Origin of the sequence: Leifsonia sp. NPDC056824, from assembly GCF_042789575.1 — a bacterium.
Lineage (GTDB): Bacteria > Actinomycetota > Actinomycetes > Actinomycetales > Microbacteriaceae > Leifsonia.
This window is the reverse complement of sequence record NZ_JBHUAV010000005.1, coordinates 198,406-214,461: the sequence shown is the minus strand read 5'-3', so window position 1 is coordinate 214,461 and position 16,056 is coordinate 198,406. Positions and strand designations below refer to the sequence as shown.

General features: G+C 71.8%; 14 protein-coding genes and 1 other RNA gene. 9 read left to right on the top strand and 6 right to left on the bottom strand.

The features are described 5' to 3' along the window. Positions 1 to 23 precede the first annotated feature (23 nt). Complete coding sequence (gene panB / locus ACFRFH_RS18010; RefSeq protein WP_382464359.1) at positions 24 to 875, top strand: 3-methyl-2-oxobutanoate hydroxymethyltransferase; 852 nt, start codon at positions 24 to 26, stop codon at positions 873 to 875. On the opposite strand, the gene ACFRFH_RS18005 is transcribed toward panB, so the two are convergent. Further along, positions 872 to 1,333, bottom strand: coding sequence for a DUF6194 family protein (locus tag ACFRFH_RS18005; protein WP_382464358.1), 462 nt, complete (start codon positions 1,331 to 1,333; stop codon positions 872 to 874). The genes panB and ACFRFH_RS18005 overlap by 4 nt on opposite strands. A gap of 10 nt (positions 1,334 to 1,343) precedes the next feature. Next, complete coding sequence (locus ACFRFH_RS18000) at positions 1,344 to 1,556, bottom strand: SPOR domain-containing protein (protein WP_382464357.1); 213 nt, start codon at positions 1,554 to 1,556, stop codon at positions 1,344 to 1,346. 12 nt (positions 1,557 to 1,568) lie between these two features. On the opposite strand from ACFRFH_RS18000, the gene map reads away from it, so the two are divergent. The 8 genes from map to ACFRFH_RS17960 all read left to right on the top strand — a co-directional run bounded on the left by map (position 1,569) and on the right by ACFRFH_RS17960 (position 11,339). Next, entirely contained in the window at positions 1,569 to 2,435 is an 867-nt protein-coding gene (gene map, locus ACFRFH_RS17995) for a type I methionyl aminopeptidase (protein WP_382464356.1), read from the top strand. A gap of 81 nt (positions 2,436 to 2,516) precedes the next feature. Continuing rightward, the gene (gene ppgK / locus ACFRFH_RS17990) at positions 2,517 to 3,332 is read left to right on the top strand and encodes a polyphosphate--glucose phosphotransferase (protein ID WP_382464355.1); all 816 of its coding nucleotides are present in this window, start codon (positions 2,517 to 2,519) and stop codon (positions 3,330 to 3,332) included. A gap of 231 nt (positions 3,333 to 3,563) precedes the next feature. Further along, a complete protein-coding gene (locus ACFRFH_RS17985) occupies positions 3,564 to 3,653 on the top strand; it encodes a potassium-transporting ATPase subunit F (RefSeq protein ID WP_370053922.1) in 90 nt (29 codons plus the stop codon). A 1-nt stretch (position 3,654) separates the two neighbouring features. Continuing rightward, on the top strand, positions 3,655 to 5,319 hold the full coding sequence (kdpA, locus tag ACFRFH_RS17980) for a potassium-transporting ATPase subunit KdpA (protein WP_382464354.1): 1,665 nt from the start codon (positions 3,655 to 3,657) through the stop codon (positions 5,317 to 5,319). Positions 5,320 to 5,321: 2 nt separating this feature from the next. Further along, complete coding sequence (gene kdpB, locus ACFRFH_RS17975; protein WP_382464353.1) at positions 5,322 to 7,451, top strand: potassium-transporting ATPase subunit KdpB; 2,130 nt, start codon at positions 5,322 to 5,324, stop codon at positions 7,449 to 7,451. 26 nt (positions 7,452 to 7,477) lie between these two features. After that, a complete protein-coding gene (gene kdpC / locus ACFRFH_RS17970; protein WP_382464352.1) occupies positions 7,478 to 8,098 on the top strand; it encodes a potassium-transporting ATPase subunit KdpC in 621 nt (206 codons plus the stop codon). 32 nt (positions 8,099 to 8,130) lie between these two features. Then, complete coding sequence (locus ACFRFH_RS17965) at positions 8,131 to 10,650, top strand: DUF4118 domain-containing protein (RefSeq protein WP_382464351.1); 2,520 nt, start codon at positions 8,131 to 8,133, stop codon at positions 10,648 to 10,650. After that, positions 10,647 to 11,339, top strand: coding sequence for a response regulator (locus ACFRFH_RS17960; RefSeq protein WP_382464350.1), 693 nt, complete (start codon positions 10,647 to 10,649; stop codon positions 11,337 to 11,339). The genes ACFRFH_RS17965 and ACFRFH_RS17960 overlap by 4 nt, the downstream gene beginning before the upstream one ends. Positions 11,340 to 11,413: 74 nt before the next feature. Here ACFRFH_RS17960 and rnpB read toward each other — a convergent pair. The 4 genes from rnpB to ACFRFH_RS17940 form a co-directional block, all read right to left on the bottom strand. After that, positions 11,414 to 11,767: RNase P RNA component class A (rnpB, locus tag ACFRFH_RS17955), an RNA gene on the bottom strand. Between the two features lie 76 nt (positions 11,768 to 11,843). Next, entirely contained in the window at positions 11,844 to 12,578 is a 735-nt protein-coding gene (locus ACFRFH_RS17950; RefSeq protein ID WP_382464349.1) for a zinc ribbon domain-containing protein, read from the bottom strand. 31 nt (positions 12,579 to 12,609) lie between these two features. Further along, positions 12,610 to 13,428, bottom strand: a complete 819-nt coding sequence (locus tag ACFRFH_RS17945) for a Nif3-like dinuclear metal center hexameric protein (RefSeq protein ID WP_382464348.1) — start codon at positions 13,426 to 13,428, stop codon at positions 12,610 to 12,612. A gap of 226 nt (positions 13,429 to 13,654) precedes the next feature. Further along, positions 13,655 to 15,991, bottom strand: a complete 2,337-nt coding sequence (locus ACFRFH_RS17940) for a cytosine permease (protein WP_382464347.1) — start codon at positions 15,989 to 15,991, stop codon at positions 13,655 to 13,657. Positions 15,992 to 16,056: the final 65 nt, after the last annotated feature.

Genomic DNA, 16,056 nt, shown 5'->3' with positions numbered 1-16,056 from the left:
GCCGCGTCACTAGACTGAGGCGCATGAGCGAGCAGTCACCTGTGCCCTCCGTCCACCCCGCAACACCGTCGATGGAGTCGCTGAAGCGGGTGCGGACCCGCCACTTCCAGTCGGCGAAGGAGGCGGGCGAGCCGTTCACCGGGCTGACCAGCTACGACATGCTGACCGCCCAGATCTTCGACGAGGCCGGCATCGACTTCCTGCTGGTGGGCGACTCAGCCGGCAACAACGTCCTGGGCTACGACACGACGCTCCCGGTCACGGTGGACGATCTGATCCCGCTGACCCGCGCCGTCGCGAAGGCCGTCAAGCGCGCGTTCGTCGTCGCCGACATGCCGTTCGGCTCCTACGAGACCGGGCCGCTGGAGGCGCTGCACACGGCCGTTCGCTTCATGAAGGAGACCGGCGCGCACGCGGTCAAGCTGGAGGGCGGGCAGCGCAGCGCCAAGCAGATCCGGCGCATCGTGGGCGCCGGCATCCCGGTGATGGCGCACATCGGCTTCACCCCGCAGAGCGAGCACGGCCTCGGCGGCCACCTCGTGCAGGGTCGCGGCGAGGGCGCGGAGCAGATCCTCGCCGACGCGCACGCTGTCGAGGACGCCGGGGCGTTCGCGGTCGTGATGGAGATGGTGCCGGCAGACGTGGCCCAGCGGGTCACGCAGGAGCTGCGCATCCCGACGATCGGCGTCGGAGCCGGCCCGCATGTGGACGGCCAGCTGCTGGTGTGGACGGACTGGGCCGGCTTCACGACCGGGCGCATCCCGCGGTTCGTGAAGCAGTACGCGGACCTCCGGGGCGCGCTGTCGGATGCCGCTCGCACGTACAAGTCCGAGGTGCAGGGCGGGGTGTTCCCCGGACCGGAGCACAGCTTCTAGGCGGTCTCTCCGGAGGTCGCCTGGCGCCGCTCGACCCGGCGCCGGTCGCCGGCGTGCGCGTCGCGCAGGGCCGCCAGCGCGCGATCGAGCGTGGCCGGGCCGGGGTTCACGACGCACACCCAGCCGTAGTCGCCGTACAGCGGGTGCGGGAGGAAGACGTCCTCGGCGTCGTAGCCCGTGGTGGCTCCACCCGTCAGCGCGGCCATCGCCTGCGCTCCAACGTGGATGTTGAGCCGCCAGCGCCCAGGATCATCGAGCCGGGACTCCACGTCGTCCGGGTAGTCCTTCGTGACGATGGTCGCGTACGGCTGCCGGTTGGTCGGCACCACGCCGTCGGGGGCGTAGTAGAAGAAGTGGTCGCCCCACGAGATCTCCGGGTGCTCGCTGCCGGCCTCCGGCGCGAGCTCCAGCACCCCGTCGAAGCCCCTGACCTCGGCGAGGACCCGTTCCATCGTCATGACGACAACGCTACCGACCCTCTTCGGCGTCCTCTTCGGCCCATTTGGCGCTGTTCTCGCGGAGCTTCTCGAGCGCGTGCTCGGCCTCCGCGCGGGTGTCGAACGGGCCGACGCGGTCGGGGGCGGGCGAGAGGAAACCCTGCTCGACCTGGCCGCTCTTCATGTTGTACCAGTACTTGTGCTCGGCATCCTGCTCGATGCCGTAGTCGTTCTCGCCGGTCATAAGCTTGATCCTATGCCCAAGGATTCCGCCGGTCACCTGGTCCCGGGACGCGTCACCGCGATGCGCTCCGTCCCGTCGCGCATCCCGCGGCCGGAGTACGTCGGCAAGCAGGGACCGACCCCGTCGGACCGCGGCGACGTCTACTCGCCGGCCGAGATCGAGCTGATCCGGGAGTCCGGCCGGATCGCCGCCCGCGCCATCGAGCGGGTCGGCCAGGCGGTGCGCCCCGGCATCACGACCGAGGAGCTCGACGCGATCGGCCACGGGTTCCTGATCGAGCACGACGCCTATCCCTCGACGCTCGGCTACCGCGGCTACCCCAAGTCGATCTGCAGCTCGGTCAACGAGGTCGTCTGCCACGGCATCCCGGACGACACCGTGCTCGCGGACGGCGACATCGTCAACATCGACATCACCGCCTACAAGAACGGCTTCCACGGCGACAGCAACCAGACCTTCATCGTCGGCACGGCGTCGCAGGAGGTCACCCTCCTGGTCGAGCGGACCAGGGAGGCGCTGAACCGCGGCATCAAGGCGGTCGCGCCCGGCCGCGAGGTCAACGTGATCGGCCGCGCCATCGAGTCGTACGCCAAGCGCTTCGGCTACGGAGTGGTGCGCGACTTCACCGGGCACGGCGTCGGCTCGACCTTCCACTCCGGGCTGATCATCCCGCACTACGACGCCGCGCCCGCGTTCGACGACGTGATGGAGGTCGGGATGGTGTTCACGATCGAGCCGATGCTGACGCTGGGATCGCACGAGTGGGACCTCTGGGCGGACGACTGGACCGTCGTCACCCGCGACCGCAGCATCACGGCGCAGTTCGAGCACACGCTCGTGGTCACGGAGCGGGGCGCGGAGATCCTGACGCTGCCCTGACCGTGCGTCATTCCGCCGGGTGCGTCATCCCGCCGCCGGGCCTGCTGCCGCCGCGTCGGACCGCGGGGTAGATTCGACACCATGAGCGCGCAGAACCACGCAATCGGCATCGACGTCGGCGGAACGGGGATCAAGGGGGCGCTGGTCGACCTCGAGACCGGAGAGTTGATCAGCGACCGCATCAAGCTCCCCACTCCGGAGGGCGGCAAGCCGGACGACATCGTAGAGACCACCAAGGAGATCGTCGAGAAGCTGGCCGCCGAGGAGCCGGACGCCCCGGTCGGCGTCTGCTTCCCCGCCATCGTCAGCCACGGCGTCACGCTCTCGGCGGCCAACGTGTCCAAGAAGTGGATCGGACTGCGCGCCGAGGAGCTGTTCGAGAAGGCACTGGGCCGGCAGATCCACTTCGTCAACGACGCGGACGCGGCGGGCTACGCCGAGACGCGCTTCGGCGCGGCGAAGGGTACGGACGGCCTGGTCATCATGACCACCCTGGGCACCGGCATCGGCTCGGCGCTCATCTACGACGGCGTGCTGATCCCGAACGCGGAGCTCGGCCACCTGGAGATCGAGGGCCACGACGCCGAGTCGCGTGCCGCCTACTCGGCGAAGGAGCGCGAGGACCTCTCCTGGGAGAAGTGGGCGAAACGGCTGCAGAAGTACTACTCGACGCTGGAGTTCCTCTTCACCCCCGACCTGTTCATCGTCGGCGGAGGCGTGTCCAAGAACTACGCGGACTTCCTGCCGCTGCTCGACCTCAAGACGATGATCGTGCCGGCGACGCACCGCAACAACGCGGGCATCCTGGGCGCGGCGGCTCTCGCGGTGCGCAACGAACGCCGCGACGCGGGAGCGCGCGGACGGTCGGCGGAGGTCGGGATCACGCCCGACAACTAGGCGCGAGCGCGGCGCCCGTCAGCGATCCGCATGGATCGCGCGCAGGCCCGTTAGAAAAGCGTGAGGACGCTCACCCGCGTCCTTATCCGGGTGTGGACTCTCTCTCGCCCCCGGCCATCCGACCGGGGCGTCCCGATGGATGGAGAGAGTCGTGCTTGACCTCGTCTACCTTCTCGCCGTCGCAGCGCTGGCGTTCGTCGTCGCGCTCGTCGGCCGGGGGGTCGAGAAACTGTGATCGTCATCACCCTGATCGCCGCGCTGCTCGGCGTCGCGGCGATCGGCTACCTCGTCGTCGCCCTGGTCAAACCGGAGCGGTTCTGAGATGGGGACGTTCTGGTTGTTCGTCGCGCAGCTCGCGACCCTCGTCCTCCTGCTCGCCCTCGCCTACCGCCCGCTCGGCGACTACCTCGCGCGCGTCTTCACGACCGACAGGGACCTCGCCGTCGAGCGCGGCGTCTACCGGCTGATCGGCATCGACCCGCGGTCGCAGCAGTCCTGGCCCGCCTACCTGCGCGGCGTGCTCGCGTTCTCCGTGGTCGGCATCCTGATCGTCTACGGACTTCAGCGACTGCAGCAGGTCCTGCCGTACAGCCTCGGCTTCCCCGCGGTGCCGGAGGGCACGGCGTTCAACACCGCCATCTCGTTCGTGACCAACACGAACTGGCAGTCGTACTCCCCCGACGTGACCCTCGGCTACACGGTGCAGTTCGCCGCGCTCGCGGTGCAGAACTTCGTGTCCGCCGCGGTCGGCATCGCCGTCGCGGTCGCGCTGGTCCGCGGCTTCGCGGCCCGGCGCAGCGGTGGCGCATTCACCCAGGCCGGCATCGGCAACTTCTGGGTGGACCTGATCCGCGGCACCGGCCGCGTCCTCCTGCCCCTGGCCCTGGTCTCTGCGGTCGTGCTGATCGCCGGCGGCGTCATCCAGAACGTCGGCGGCTTCGACACGGTGCACACGATCGCGGGAGCGACGCAGTCCATCCCGGGCGGGCCGGTGGCCTCCCAGGAGGCGATCAAGCTGCTCGGCACGAACGGCGGCGGATTCTTCAACGTCAACTCGGCGCATCCGTTCGAGAACCCGACGGCCTGGACGAACCTCGTCGAGATCTTCCTCATGCTCGTCATCCCGTTCTCGCTGCCCCGCACGTTCGGCACGATGGTCGGCGACAAGCGCCAGGGCTACGCGATCCTGGCGACGATGGGCTCGCTCTTCCTGGTCTCGCTCGTCGCCATGACGCTCTTCGAGCTGGGCGGGTCGATGGAGGGCAAGGAGACGGTGTTCGGGACGCTCGGCTCGACGCTGTTCAACACCGCGGCCACCACCACCTCGACCGGCGCGGTGAACTCGATGCTCGACAGCTACACCCCGCTCGGCGGGATGATGGCGATGATCAACATGATGCTCGGCGAGACCGTGCCCGGCGGCGTCGGGTCGGGGCTGTACGGCATCCTCGTCATCGCGGTCATCGCGGTGTTCCTCGCCGGGCTGATGGTCGGCCGCACGCCCGAGTACCTCGGCAAGAAGCTCGGCCCGCGCGAGATCAAGCTCGCGAGCCTCTACATCCTGACCACCCCGGCGATCGTGCTGCTGGGCACCGGGCTGAGCTTCGCGGTCCCCGCGATCCGCGCGGACGTGGAGAAGACCTCCATCCTCAACCCGGGGCTGCACGGCTTCAGCGAGGTGCTCTACGCGTTCACCTCGGCGGCGAACAACAACGGTTCGGCCTTCGCCGGCCTCACGGCGGCCACGCCCTGGTTCAACACGGCGCTCGGCGTCGCGATGTTCCTCGGCCGGTTCGTTCCGATCGTCTTCGTGCTCGCGCTGGCCGGCTCGCTCGCGGCCCAGAACAGGATTCCGGCGACCGCCGGCACGCTTCCCACGCACCGCCCGCTCTTCGTCGGGCTGATGGCCGGCACCATCCTGCTGGTCTCCGCACTCACCTACTTCCCCGTTCTCGCGCTGGGTCCCCTGGCGGAAGGGCTGCACTGACCATGACCACCATCCACTCGACGGCGGCCCGCACGGTCGCCACCCCGGCCGGGGCGTTCTCGGCCCGGCAGCTCGTCGCCGCCCTCCCCGGGGCGCTGCGCAAGCTCGACCCGCGCTTCATGTGGCGCAACCCGGTGATGTTCATCGTGGAGGTCGGCGCGGCGCTCACGACGGTGATCGCGATCGCGCAGCCCTTCCTTGGCGCGGGCGGCGCGGGACCGGCGACGCTCGCCTTCACCTGGAGCATCGCCGTGTGGCTCTGGCTGACCGTGCTGTTCGCCAACCTGGCGGAGTCGGTCGCCGAGGGGCGCGGCAAGGCGCAGGCGGCCACCCTTCGCAAGACGCGCTCCACCACGGTCGCCACGCGCGTCGCGCACTACGACGAGACCGGGGACGCGGAGGCGCTGACCGCCGCGACCGAGCAGATCACCTCCAGCGACCTGCGCCTCGGGGACGTGGTCGTCGTCACGGCGGGCGAGCTCATCCCCGGCGACGGCGACGTGATCCGCGGCATCGCGACCGTGGACGAGTCGGCCATCACGGGCGAGTCCGCCCCGGTGGTGCGCGAGTCCGGCGGCGACCGCAGCGCGGTGACCGGCGGCACCCGGGTGCTCTCCGACCGGATCGTGGTGCGGATCACCAGCAAGCCGGGCGAGACCTTCGTCGACAGGATGATCGCGCTCGTGGAGGGCGCCTCCCGGCAGAAGACCCCCAACGAGATCGCGCTCAACATCCTGCTGGCCAGCCTGTCGATCATCTTCGTGATCGTGGTCCTCGTCCTCCAGCCGGTCGCCGGGTATTCGAACGTGTCGCCGACCGTCCCGGTGCTGGTCGCGCTGCTGGTCTGCCTCATCCCGACGACGATCGGCGCGCTCATCTCGGCCATCGGCATCGCCGGCATGGACCGCCTGGTGCAGCACAACGTGCTCGCCATGTCGGGACGCGCGGTGGAGGCCGCGGGCGACGTGACCACGCTGCTGCTCGACAAGACCGGCACCATCACCTATGGGAACCGCCGGGCCAGCGAGTTCACGGCCGTCGGCGGCACCGACAGCGGCGAGCTCGTGCGGGCGGCGGCGGAGTCCTCGCTGAGCGACCCGACGCCGGAAGGGGTCTCGGTGGTCGAGCTCGCCGAGACGCTGGGATACGAGCGGCCGGAGCACATCGCAGGCGAGATCGTGCCGTTCACCGCGCAGACCCGGATGAGCGGGCTCGACCTCCCGGACGGCTCGCAGGTGCGCAAGGGTGCGGCGAGCGCCGTCGTCACCTGGGTCCGTGAGACCACGCCTCCCCCGGCTTCGGCCCTGGCCGAGTTGGATCGGGAGGTCGAGCGCATCTCCCAGGTCGGCGGCACCCCGCTGGCCGTGGCGACGCGCGACGCGGACGGCACGGCCCGCCTCCTCGGCGTCGTCTACCTCAAGGACATCGTCAAGGAGGGCCTGGCCGAGCGCTTCGCCGACCTCCGGAAGATGGGCATCCGCACCGTCATGGTCACCGGCGACAACCCGCTGACCGCCAAGGCGATCGCGGCGGAGGCCGGCGTGGACGACTTCCTCGCCGAGGCGAAGCCCGAGGACAAGCTCGCGCTCATCCGCCGCGAGCAGGAGGGCGGCGCCCTGGTCGCAATGACCGGAGACGGCACCAACGACGCGCCCGCGCTCGCGCAGGCCGACGTCGGCGTGGCGATGAACACCGGCACGTCGGCGGCGAAGGAGGCCGGCAACATGGTCGACCTCGACTCCGACCCGACCAAGCTGATCGACATCGTCCGGATCGGCAAGCAGCTCCTGATCACCCGCGGCGCGCTCACCACGTTCTCGATCGCGAACGACGTGGCGAAGTACTTCGCGATCATCCCCGCGATGTTCGTCGGGGCCTTCCCCGGCCTCGCCGTGCTCAACGTGATGGGGCTGCACTCGCCCGCCTCCGCCATCCTCTCGGCGGTGATCTTCAACGCGATCGTGATCGTGCTGCTCATCCCGCTCGCCCTGCGCGGCGTGCGCTACCGGCCGTCGGCGGCGTCTTCGCTGCTCGGCCGCAACCTCCTCATCTACGGGCTCGGCGGGATCATCGCCCCGTTCATCGGCATCAAGCTGATCGACCTCGTCGTCGCCCTCCTCCCCGGATTCTGACCACCCACAGTAAGGAATCGCAGAACATGAACCGCCTCCGCGGCGCCTGGCGCCAGTACTGGGTCGCCATCCGCGCCATGATCGTGCTCACGGTCGCGCTCGGCGTCGCCTACACCGTCGTCGTGACCGGGATCGGGCAACTCGCCTTCCCGGCGCAGGCGAACGGGTCGATGATCACGCAGGACGGGAAGACCGTCGGCTCGGCCCTCATCGGCCAGGCCTTCACGGACGAGAAGGGGAACCCGCTGCCGCAGTGGTTCCAGTCGCGGCCTTCCGCGGCCACCTCGAACGGCCCCGCCGGCTACGACGCGGCGGCCTCCTCCGGCAGCAACCTCGCCACCGGCAACCCGGTGCAGGTGAAGGCCGTGCAGGACCGCACCGCCGCGATCGAGAAGCTGGACGGGGTGCCGGCCTCGGCGATCCCCTCCGACGCGGTGACCGCGTCCGGCTCCGGGCTCGACCCACACATCTCCCCCGCGTACGCCCTGCTGCAGGTCAAGCGCGTCGCGGAGGCCCGCGGGCTGCCGGAAGCAACGGTGAAGAAGCTGGTCGAGTCTAGGATTCAAGCACGGGACCTCGGCTACCTCGGCGACCCGACCGTGAACGTGCTCCAGCTCAACCTGGCGCTGGCCCGGCTCGGCCGCTGACCGGCCGACATCGAGAAGGGGATCGAGAGCGAATGGCGCGTGGCCACCTCCGGGTCATGCTCGGCGCGGCGCCCGGCGTCGGCAAGACGTACACGATGCTCGAGGAGGGCAAGCGGCTGAAGGCGCTCGGCAAGGACGTCGTGGTCGCGGTCGTGGAGACCCACGGCCGTGCCGCCACCGCCTCGATGCTGGAGGGGCTGGAGGTCGTGCCGCGCCGCTCGGTCGAGCACCGCGGGGTGGAGCTCACCGAGCTCGACCTCGACGCCGTGCTGGCCCGCGCGCCGCAACTCGCCCTCGTCGACGAGCTCGCCCACACCAACGCGCCCGGCCCCGACGACGGATCGCACAGCAACGCGAAGCGCTGGGAGGACGTGGACGCGATGCTCGCGGCCGGCATCGACGTGATGTCGACGGTCAACATCCAGCACATCGAGTCGCTGAACGACGTGGTCGAGCAGATCACCGGGGTGCAGCAGCGCGAGACCATCCCGGACGCCGTGCTGCGCCGCGCCGACCAGATCGAGGTGGTCGACCTCGCCCCGCAGGCGCTGCGCGACCGGCTCGCCGAGGGCGTCGTCTACCCGGCGGCGCGCGTCGACGCCGCGCTCTCCAACTACTTCCGGCTCGGCAACCTGACCGCGCTGCGCGAGCTCGCGCTGCTCTGGCTGGCCGACGAGGTGGACAGCGCGCTGCAGCAGTACCGCGCGGAGCACGGCATCGCCGGCAAGTGGGAGGCCCGCGAGCGCGTGGTCGTCGCGCTCACCGGCGGCCCGGAGGGCGAGACGCTGCTGCGACGCGGCGCCCGGATCGCCGCCCGCTCGGCCGGCGGCGAGCTGCTCGCCGTGCACGTCACCAGCCAGGACGGCCTCCGCGAGGCGACGCCGGGCGCACTCGCGGCCCAGCGCGCGCTCGTGGAGCAGCTCGGCGGCAGCTACCACCAGGTGGTCGGCAGCGACATCCCGCAGGCACTCGTCGAGTTCGCGCGCGGCGAGAACGCGACGCAGCTCGTCATCGGCGTCTCCCGGCGCAGCCGGCTCGCGGCGCTGCTGACCGGGCCGGGGATCGGCGCGACGGTGGTCCGGGAGTCCGGCGACATCGACGTGCACATCGTGACGCACTCCCGGGCGGGCGGCCGGTTCTCGCTGCCGCGGCCGCGCGGCGGCCTCACGACCCGGCGGCAGGTCTACGGCTTCCTCCTCGCGCTGATCGGCGGCCCGCTGCTGACGCTGGTGCTGGTGAGCATGCGCTCGAGCGAGTCGATGACGGCCGACGTGCTCAGCTACCAGCTCCTGGTGGTGGTCGTCGCGCTGGTCGGCGGGATCTGGCCTGCGCTGTTCGCCGCGCTGCTCTCCGGGCTGACGCTGGACTACTTCTTCGTCGCCCCGCTCTACACGATCACGATCGCCGAGCCCCTGCACCTGCTGGCGCTGATCCTCTACATGGTCATCGCGGCCCTGGTGAGCCTGGTCGTGGACCAGGCCGCGCGGCGCACGCGCGCCGCCCAGCGCGCCGCCGCGGAGGCCGAGCTGCTGGCCACGGTCGCCGGCGGCGTCATCCGCGGCGAGGACGCCCTCCAGGCGCTGGTGACCCGCACACGCGAGGCGTTCTCGCTCACCGGGGTGCGCCTCCTGGACGGCGACGAGGTGGTCTCCACCGACGGCGAGCCGGACTCCGCGCACACTCAACGCATCGCGGTGGGCGACCGCGGCACGCTGGAGCTGTCCGGCCGCGACCTGGAGGCCGCCGACCGGCGCTTGCTCGCGGCGATCGTCGCACAGCTCGACGCGGCGCTCGAGCACCGCGAGCTCGCCGCGACCGCCAGCGAGCTCGGCCCGCTCGCCGAGGCCGACCGGGTGCGCAGCGCGCTGCTCGCGGCCGTCGGCCACGACCTCCGCCGCCCGCTCGCCGCGGCGACGGCCGCCGTCACCACGCTGCGCCAGCGCGACCTCGCGCTCAGCGACGGCGACCGCGAGGCGCTGCTGGAGACCGCGGAGGACAGCCTGGACGGCCTCGCCACGCTGGTCACCAACCTCCTCGACGTCAGCCGCGTGCAGGCCGGCGTGCTCGGGGTCTCGCTCGCGCCGACCGAGCTGGAGGACGTCATCCCGGCCGCGCTCGAAGAGCTGGGGCTGGGACCGGCGCAGGTGGAGCTGGACCTGGCGGAGTCCGTGCCTCCGGTCCTCGCCGACGCCGTGCTGCTGCAACGCGTGCTCGTGAACCTGCTCGGCAATGCCCTGCGGTTCTCGCCGGACGGCCGGCCGCCCGTCATCGGCGCCAGCGAGTTCGGCGGGACGGTGCAGCTGCGCGTCGTCGACCACGGGCCCGGCATCCCCGGCGAGCGCCGCGAGGCCGTCTTCCTGCCGTTCCAGCGACTGGGTGACACGGACAACGACACCGGGATCGGGCTCGGCCTCGCGCTCTCCAAGGGGTTCGCCGAGGGGATGGGCGGCACTCTGGAGGCCGAGGACACCCCGGGGGGCGGGCTCACGATGGTGGTGTCGCTGCCGGCCGCGACCAAGCCCGCCACCACGAGCACGGAGGAGACGCCATGAGGATCCTGATCGCCGACGACGACCAGCAGATCCTGCGCGCCCTCCGCATCCTCCTCACCGCGCACGGCTACGAGGTGCTCACCGCCCGCACCGGCGCGGAGGCCCTGACGCAGGCGGTCGAGCACCATCCCGAGCTGGTCATGCTCGACCTCGGGATGCCCGAGCTGAACGGCATCGAGGTGATCGAGGGGCTGCGCGGCTGGTCGACCGTCCCGATCCTGGTGGTCTCCGGCCGCACCGGCTCGGCCGACAAGGTGGACGCGCTCGACGCTGGCGCCGACGACTACGTGACCAAGCCGTTCGCGGCGGACGAGCTGCTCGCGCGCATCCGGGCGCTGACGCGGCGCCAGTCCGGGCCGGCCGACGAGCCGGCGGTGCGGTTCGGGGACATCACCGTCGACCTCGCGGCCCACCAGGTGCTCAAGCGCACGGCCGACGGGGAGTCGCCGGTACGGCTGACGCCGACCGAGTGGGCGATCCTGGAGGTGCTGGTGCGCAATCCGCGCCGGCTGGTCACGCGGCAGGCGCTGCTCACGCAGGTCTGGGGTCCGCAGTACACGAACGACACCGGCTACCTGCGGCTGTACCTGGCCCAGCTCCGCAAGAAACTGGAGCCCGTCCCGTCCAGCCCGCGCTACCTCCTCACCGAGGCCGGCATGGGCTACCGCTTCACCCCCGACCCCGACTGACCTCGAGGGGCACGCAAACGCCCCTAAAACCGCGTTTTAGGGGCGTTTACGTGCCCCTCGACGGGGGCTCGAAGGGAACGGGTCGGCCGATACGCCGGGTTCTGTCGTGGACGGCCATCTCTCTCGGGACGACGTTGCCGCCGCCCTCTAGCGGTCTACCCGGGGACGAGGCGAGCAGCCTCATGGTCCCCTGTCTGACCTTGCTCCGGGCGAGGTTTACCCAGCCGGCCGGGTCACCCCGGCCGCTGGTGGTCTCTTACACCACCGTTTCACCCTTACCGCGCACTCGCGTGCGAGGCGGTCTGCTCTCTGTTGCACTTTCTCGCGGGTTACCCCGGGTGGGCGTTACCCACCACCCTGCTCTGCGGAGCCCGGACGTTCCTCGGCGGCCCGCTCGCGCGGACCGACGCGACCGTCTGGCCGACCCATTCCGGGGCCAAGACTAGCGCACCTCTCGCCTTGGCCCACGCCCGGGGCCGGCTCACCGAGGGACTAGCGCACGCGCTAGAGCCCCGACTCCTCGTTGCGGATGAGGATCGCGCCGCTGTCCGGGCAGAGCACCACGTCGTCGTCCGCCGCGCGGCGGATGTCGGCGAGGTCGGACTCCGTGAGCTTCACGTTCGAGCCCATCGACACCCCGCGCAGCAGCAGCGCGGCACCGACGCCGTACCGCGAGCGCTGCCGCTCGTAGAGGGCGACCAGATCGGCGGGGAGCGCACCGGCGATCGTGGCGCGGTCGCGGGCGAGGGCGTCGCGCTGGGCGCCGACAGTGCCGGCCTCGCCGTCGCGGGCCGCCTCCAGCTCCTGCGCCTTGCCCTCCAGCCCCTCGCGCTCGGCGTCGATGCCGGACAGGCTGGCCTCCAGCCCCTCCAGGCGCTCCATGACCGTCAGCTCGATCTCCTCCAGGTCGCCCTGGCGCTTGGCGAGCGACGCGAGCTCGGCCTCCAGCGCCTGGACGTCCTTCACCGAGGACGTGTGCTGCAGCCGGTCGCTGTCCCTGCGCTTGCGCGCTTCCACGACCTCGACGTCGGACTCGACGCGCTTCAACTCGGTGCGGGCGTCCTCCACCTCGCCGGTCGCGGCGATCCACTTGGCGCGCAAGGCGTCGAGCTCGGGCTGCAGGGCGGCGAGCTGCGCGGCCTGCGGGAGGTTGCGGATGGTGTGGTCGAGCTGGCTGAGCCGGGTGTCGGCGGCCTGCAGCCGGAGGAGCTCGTTCTGGTCGGAGGGGCTGGCTTTCATGCTCTGCTCTCTGCTGGTTCTGTCTGGCGGATCATTGCAGGATCGCGAAATCCCAAGGGTCGGTGCGCAGCTCGCTGACGACGACCTCCACGCCGGGCAGCGCGCGGCGGAGGCTCTCGGCGGCTGTGTCGAGCCACAGCCATTCGCTCGCCCAGTGCGAGACGTCGAGGAGGGCGGGTCCGCCGCCGAGGACGGCCTGCTCGCGCGCCTCCGACGCCGGGTGGTGGCGGAGGTCGGCGGTGATGTAGACGTCGGCACCGCGCACGGCGTCGCTGGCCAGCAACGAGTCGCCCGCACCGCCGCACACCGCGACGCGGGAGACGGGCTGGTGGTAGTCGCCGGCCGCGCGGACTCCCCCGGCGGTCGGCGGCAGGAGGTCGGCGAGCGCGCGGGCGAGCGTGCCGAGCGTCGTCGGCTCGGCCAGCGTGCCGACCCGGCCGATGCCGGTGACGCCGTCGGGCGCGGGCGCGATCGGCGTGGTGTCGCGGAGGCCGAGGGCGGCGGCCAGGACGGCGCTCGTGCCGTCGGCGACCACGTCGGCGTTGGTGTGCGCTGCGATCAAGGCGCAGTCGTTGCGGATCAGGGTGGCCAGCAAAGCGCCCTTGTAGCGGTCCTCGGCGACGGAGGTCACGCCGCGCAGCAACAGCGGGTGATGGGCGATCAGGAGGTCGGCGTCGACCTCGACGGCCTCCTCGACGGTCGCGGCCACGGCGTCCACCGAGAGGAGGATGCGCTCCACGCTCGCGGCCGGGTCGCCCGACACGAGCCCCGGCGCGTCCCAGCCCTCCGCGCCGGCGACCGGCCAGAGCGATTCGACGACCTCGCAGACGGAACGGAGAGTGTGCGGCACGCAGTAGAGCCTAGCCCTGTCGCCACCGGAGGAGTTCCGGGGTGCCATGCCCGCCGTCGGCAGCCAACGGAGGAGATCGGCCGGTTTCGGGGTGGGATGTCCTCCGCTGCCAGCGGGCCGCGGCCGCGCGGCGACGCGGTAACGGAGGAGATGTGGCGGAGGTGGGGGCGGATGTCCTCCGTTGGCTGCCGGAGGGTGGGTGGCCGGCGGGGATGTCCTCCGTTGGCTACGCCACCACCACCGCTTCCTGCCGCCGCACCTCGCGCACACCCGACACCATCGGCGTCACCAAACCGATGCCGAGCGCGAGCAGCACGCCGACGTTGCTCGCGCCGATCCCGGGGTCGGCGCCGAGCAGCCGGACCAGGTAGCCCTCCCAGGCCAGCCACGGCAGCGGCGAGCTGACGAAGCCGAGCCCGATCGCGCTGGCGACCACGAGCATCGTGAGGTTGGCCCAGCGCCAGTCCGGGTAGACGCCGCCGCGGTTCAGCAGCGAGCCGTGGTGGAAGCGGCGCGTGCGCAGCATCATCTCACCGGCGAACAGCCCTGCCCACGCCGCGACCGGCACCGACAGCGCGGTCGGGATGCCGCGGATCACCACATCCAGATCGCTCACCGTGAACGCGAGCACGACGCCCGCAACCGCGATCACGGCGCCGATCACCACCGTGCTCCAGCGCCGGCCGAGCCGCACCCCGAGCGCGTCGAGGGTGAAGCCGCCCGAGTAGATCGTGAGCACGAGCGCGGAGATCAGGCTGAGCCCCACCGCCAGCAGCAACGGGACCGGGTACCAGGCTGGCAGGCCGAGCCGCACGAACCCTCCCACCGGGTCGCTGGCCAGCTCGGCGGCCATGCGCGGGTCGGAGGCCGCGAGCAGGCCGCCATAGGAGACGAGCACGAACGGCGGCACCCCGGCCCCGAACGTCGCCCACAGCATCCCCGCTGCGCCGGAGGAGCGCCGCCGCTGGTACCGGGCGACCTCCGCGCTGCTCATCGCCCAGGCCAGCCCGACGTAGCTGAACACGAGCACCGCGCCGGTCACGACATGCGTCCAGAGCGCGTCGGGGATGGCGAGCGCGCGCGAGAGGTCGACGTGCCGCCAGGTCGCCGCGACCGTCACGCCGATCAGCACCGCCGAGGCGATCGTGAGCACCAGCTGCACCCGGGAGACGAGCCCATAGCCGAAGAAGGCCACGACGCCCGCGGCGGCGATCGTCACGACCAGCGCGATCGCGGTCGGGATCGCCGCACTGTGCGACCAGCCCTCCGAGACGGCGAGTGATCCCGCGGCCGACCCGGCAAGCCAGAGCAGCACGGCGCCCCAGAACAGCTTGGTGACCAGCGCCAGCGCGGTCGGGAGGGCGTTGCCGCGCAGGCCGAAGATGGCACGCGACACCACCATCGTCGGCTGCCCACTCCACTTGCCCGCGAGCGTCCCGAGCCCGAGCGGGAGGAACGACAGCGCGACACCGAACAGCGTCGCGACCAGGAGCTGGCGCAGGCTCAGCCCGAGCAGGAACAGGGTCGCGCCCACGCCGACGCTGATCAGCGAGGAGGTGCCGGCGAACCAGAGCCAGAACAGCCGGGACGCGCGCCCCGCCCGCCGGTCGAAGGGCGTGGGCTCCAGGTCCACGGTCTCCGGTACGAACGCGGGAGGTGCGACCGGGGCGGTGTGTGGCGCCGCGGAGTCCTCGGGCGGCCGGGGCGAGGCGACGGGAGTCGGGGCGCTGTGCGCGTCGTCGCCGTCGATGTGGTCGGGGGCCGTTGCCGGGCCGAGGTCGTTGCCGGCCACCGGCGCAGGCTTGGCTCCGACCAGCGGCGCCTCGAGCGCGACGGGGAGAGCCGCGTGGATGTCGGCCGGGAGCAGCGGCACCGGCTGCGAATCGCTCGGCGCGTACTCCGCCGGCACGAGGCCGAGCGGTTCGACGCGCGGCGCGGAAGTCTCGGGAGCAGGCGTCTCCTGCGGTGCGGCGGTCGAGGTGTCGAGCGCGATCGTCGGGAACTTGGGCGGCGACACCTCCGGCCGCTGCTGAACCGGCGGCAGCACCGCAGGCGGCGCAGGAGGCTCGGGCACCGGCGGCTGCGGCACCGCCGCCCCCACCCACGCGCTGTACGTCGGCTGCGGCCCGTCGTCCCGGCGTCGCGACGGGAGGTCGTCGAAGCTGATCAGCTGCGTCGGCGGCCCGACCCAGCCGTCCTCCTCGTCCTCCTGCTCCTCCTGCTCCTCGGCGTCATCCGCCGGCTCCCCCACCAGCGGGATCGCCGCCGTCGCCCGCGCCTGCAGCACGTTCTGCAGATGCTGGATCGCCCCGAACGTGTCGTGGATGCGCAGGTCCGCGTCCACGATCGCCGTGACCTCCGCGTCGCTGAGTGCCGCCGCGCCGTCGGCGCCGTCCGCGCCCGCAACACCGTCCGCGGCAGGCAGCGGCCCCGCGATGATGGGGATGGCCGCGGTCGCCCGGTCGACCTCGACTTGGAGGGCGTCGGCGAGCTCGTCGTCGCTGTGGCGTGCTCCGCCCGGCTCCGCGACGCCATTCCCCTTCACGTCATCGGCCCGCTCCATGTTCCGAGCCTACGACCGTAACGGTCAGCGGGTCAGGGGGCATCCCCGGCGCGGGAGAAGTACCA

Bases quoted from the DNA above. Each gene is read 5' to 3' on its own strand.
- kdpC (WP_382464352.1), top strand. From the start codon at position 7,478: ATGAACCGCCTCCGCGGCGCCTGGCGCCAGTACTGGGTCGCCATCCGC.
- ACFRFH_RS17950 (WP_382464349.1), bottom strand. From the start codon at position 12,578: ATGAAAGCCAGCCCCTCCGACCAGAACGAGCTCCTCCGGCTGCAGGCC.
- ppgK (WP_382464355.1), top strand. From the start codon at position 2,517: ATGAGCGCGCAGAACCACGCAATCGGCATCGACGTCGGCGGAACGGGG.
- ACFRFH_RS17940 (WP_382464347.1), bottom strand. From the start codon at position 15,991: ATGGAGCGGGCCGATGACGTGAAGGGGAATGGCGTCGCGGAGCCGGGC.
- panB (WP_382464359.1), top strand. From the start codon at position 24: ATGAGCGAGCAGTCACCTGTGCCCTCCGTCCACCCCGCAACACCGTCG.
- kdpA (WP_382464354.1), top strand. From the start codon at position 3,655: ATGGGGACGTTCTGGTTGTTCGTCGCGCAGCTCGCGACCCTCGTCCTC.
- ACFRFH_RS18005 (WP_382464358.1), bottom strand. From the start codon at position 1,333: ATGACGATGGAACGGGTCCTCGCCGAGGTCAGGGGCTTCGACGGGGTG.
- ACFRFH_RS18000 (WP_382464357.1), bottom strand. From the start codon at position 1,556: ATGACCGGCGAGAACGACTACGGCATCGAGCAGGATGCCGAGCACAAG.
- ACFRFH_RS17960 (WP_382464350.1), top strand. From the start codon at position 10,647: ATGAGGATCCTGATCGCCGACGACGACCAGCAGATCCTGCGCGCCCTC.
- kdpB (WP_382464353.1), top strand. From the start codon at position 5,322: ATGACCACCATCCACTCGACGGCGGCCCGCACGGTCGCCACCCCGGCC.
- ACFRFH_RS17965 (WP_382464351.1), top strand. From the start codon at position 8,131: ATGGCGCGTGGCCACCTCCGGGTCATGCTCGGCGCGGCGCCCGGCGTC.
- map (WP_382464356.1), top strand. From the start codon at position 1,569: ATGCCCAAGGATTCCGCCGGTCACCTGGTCCCGGGACGCGTCACCGCG.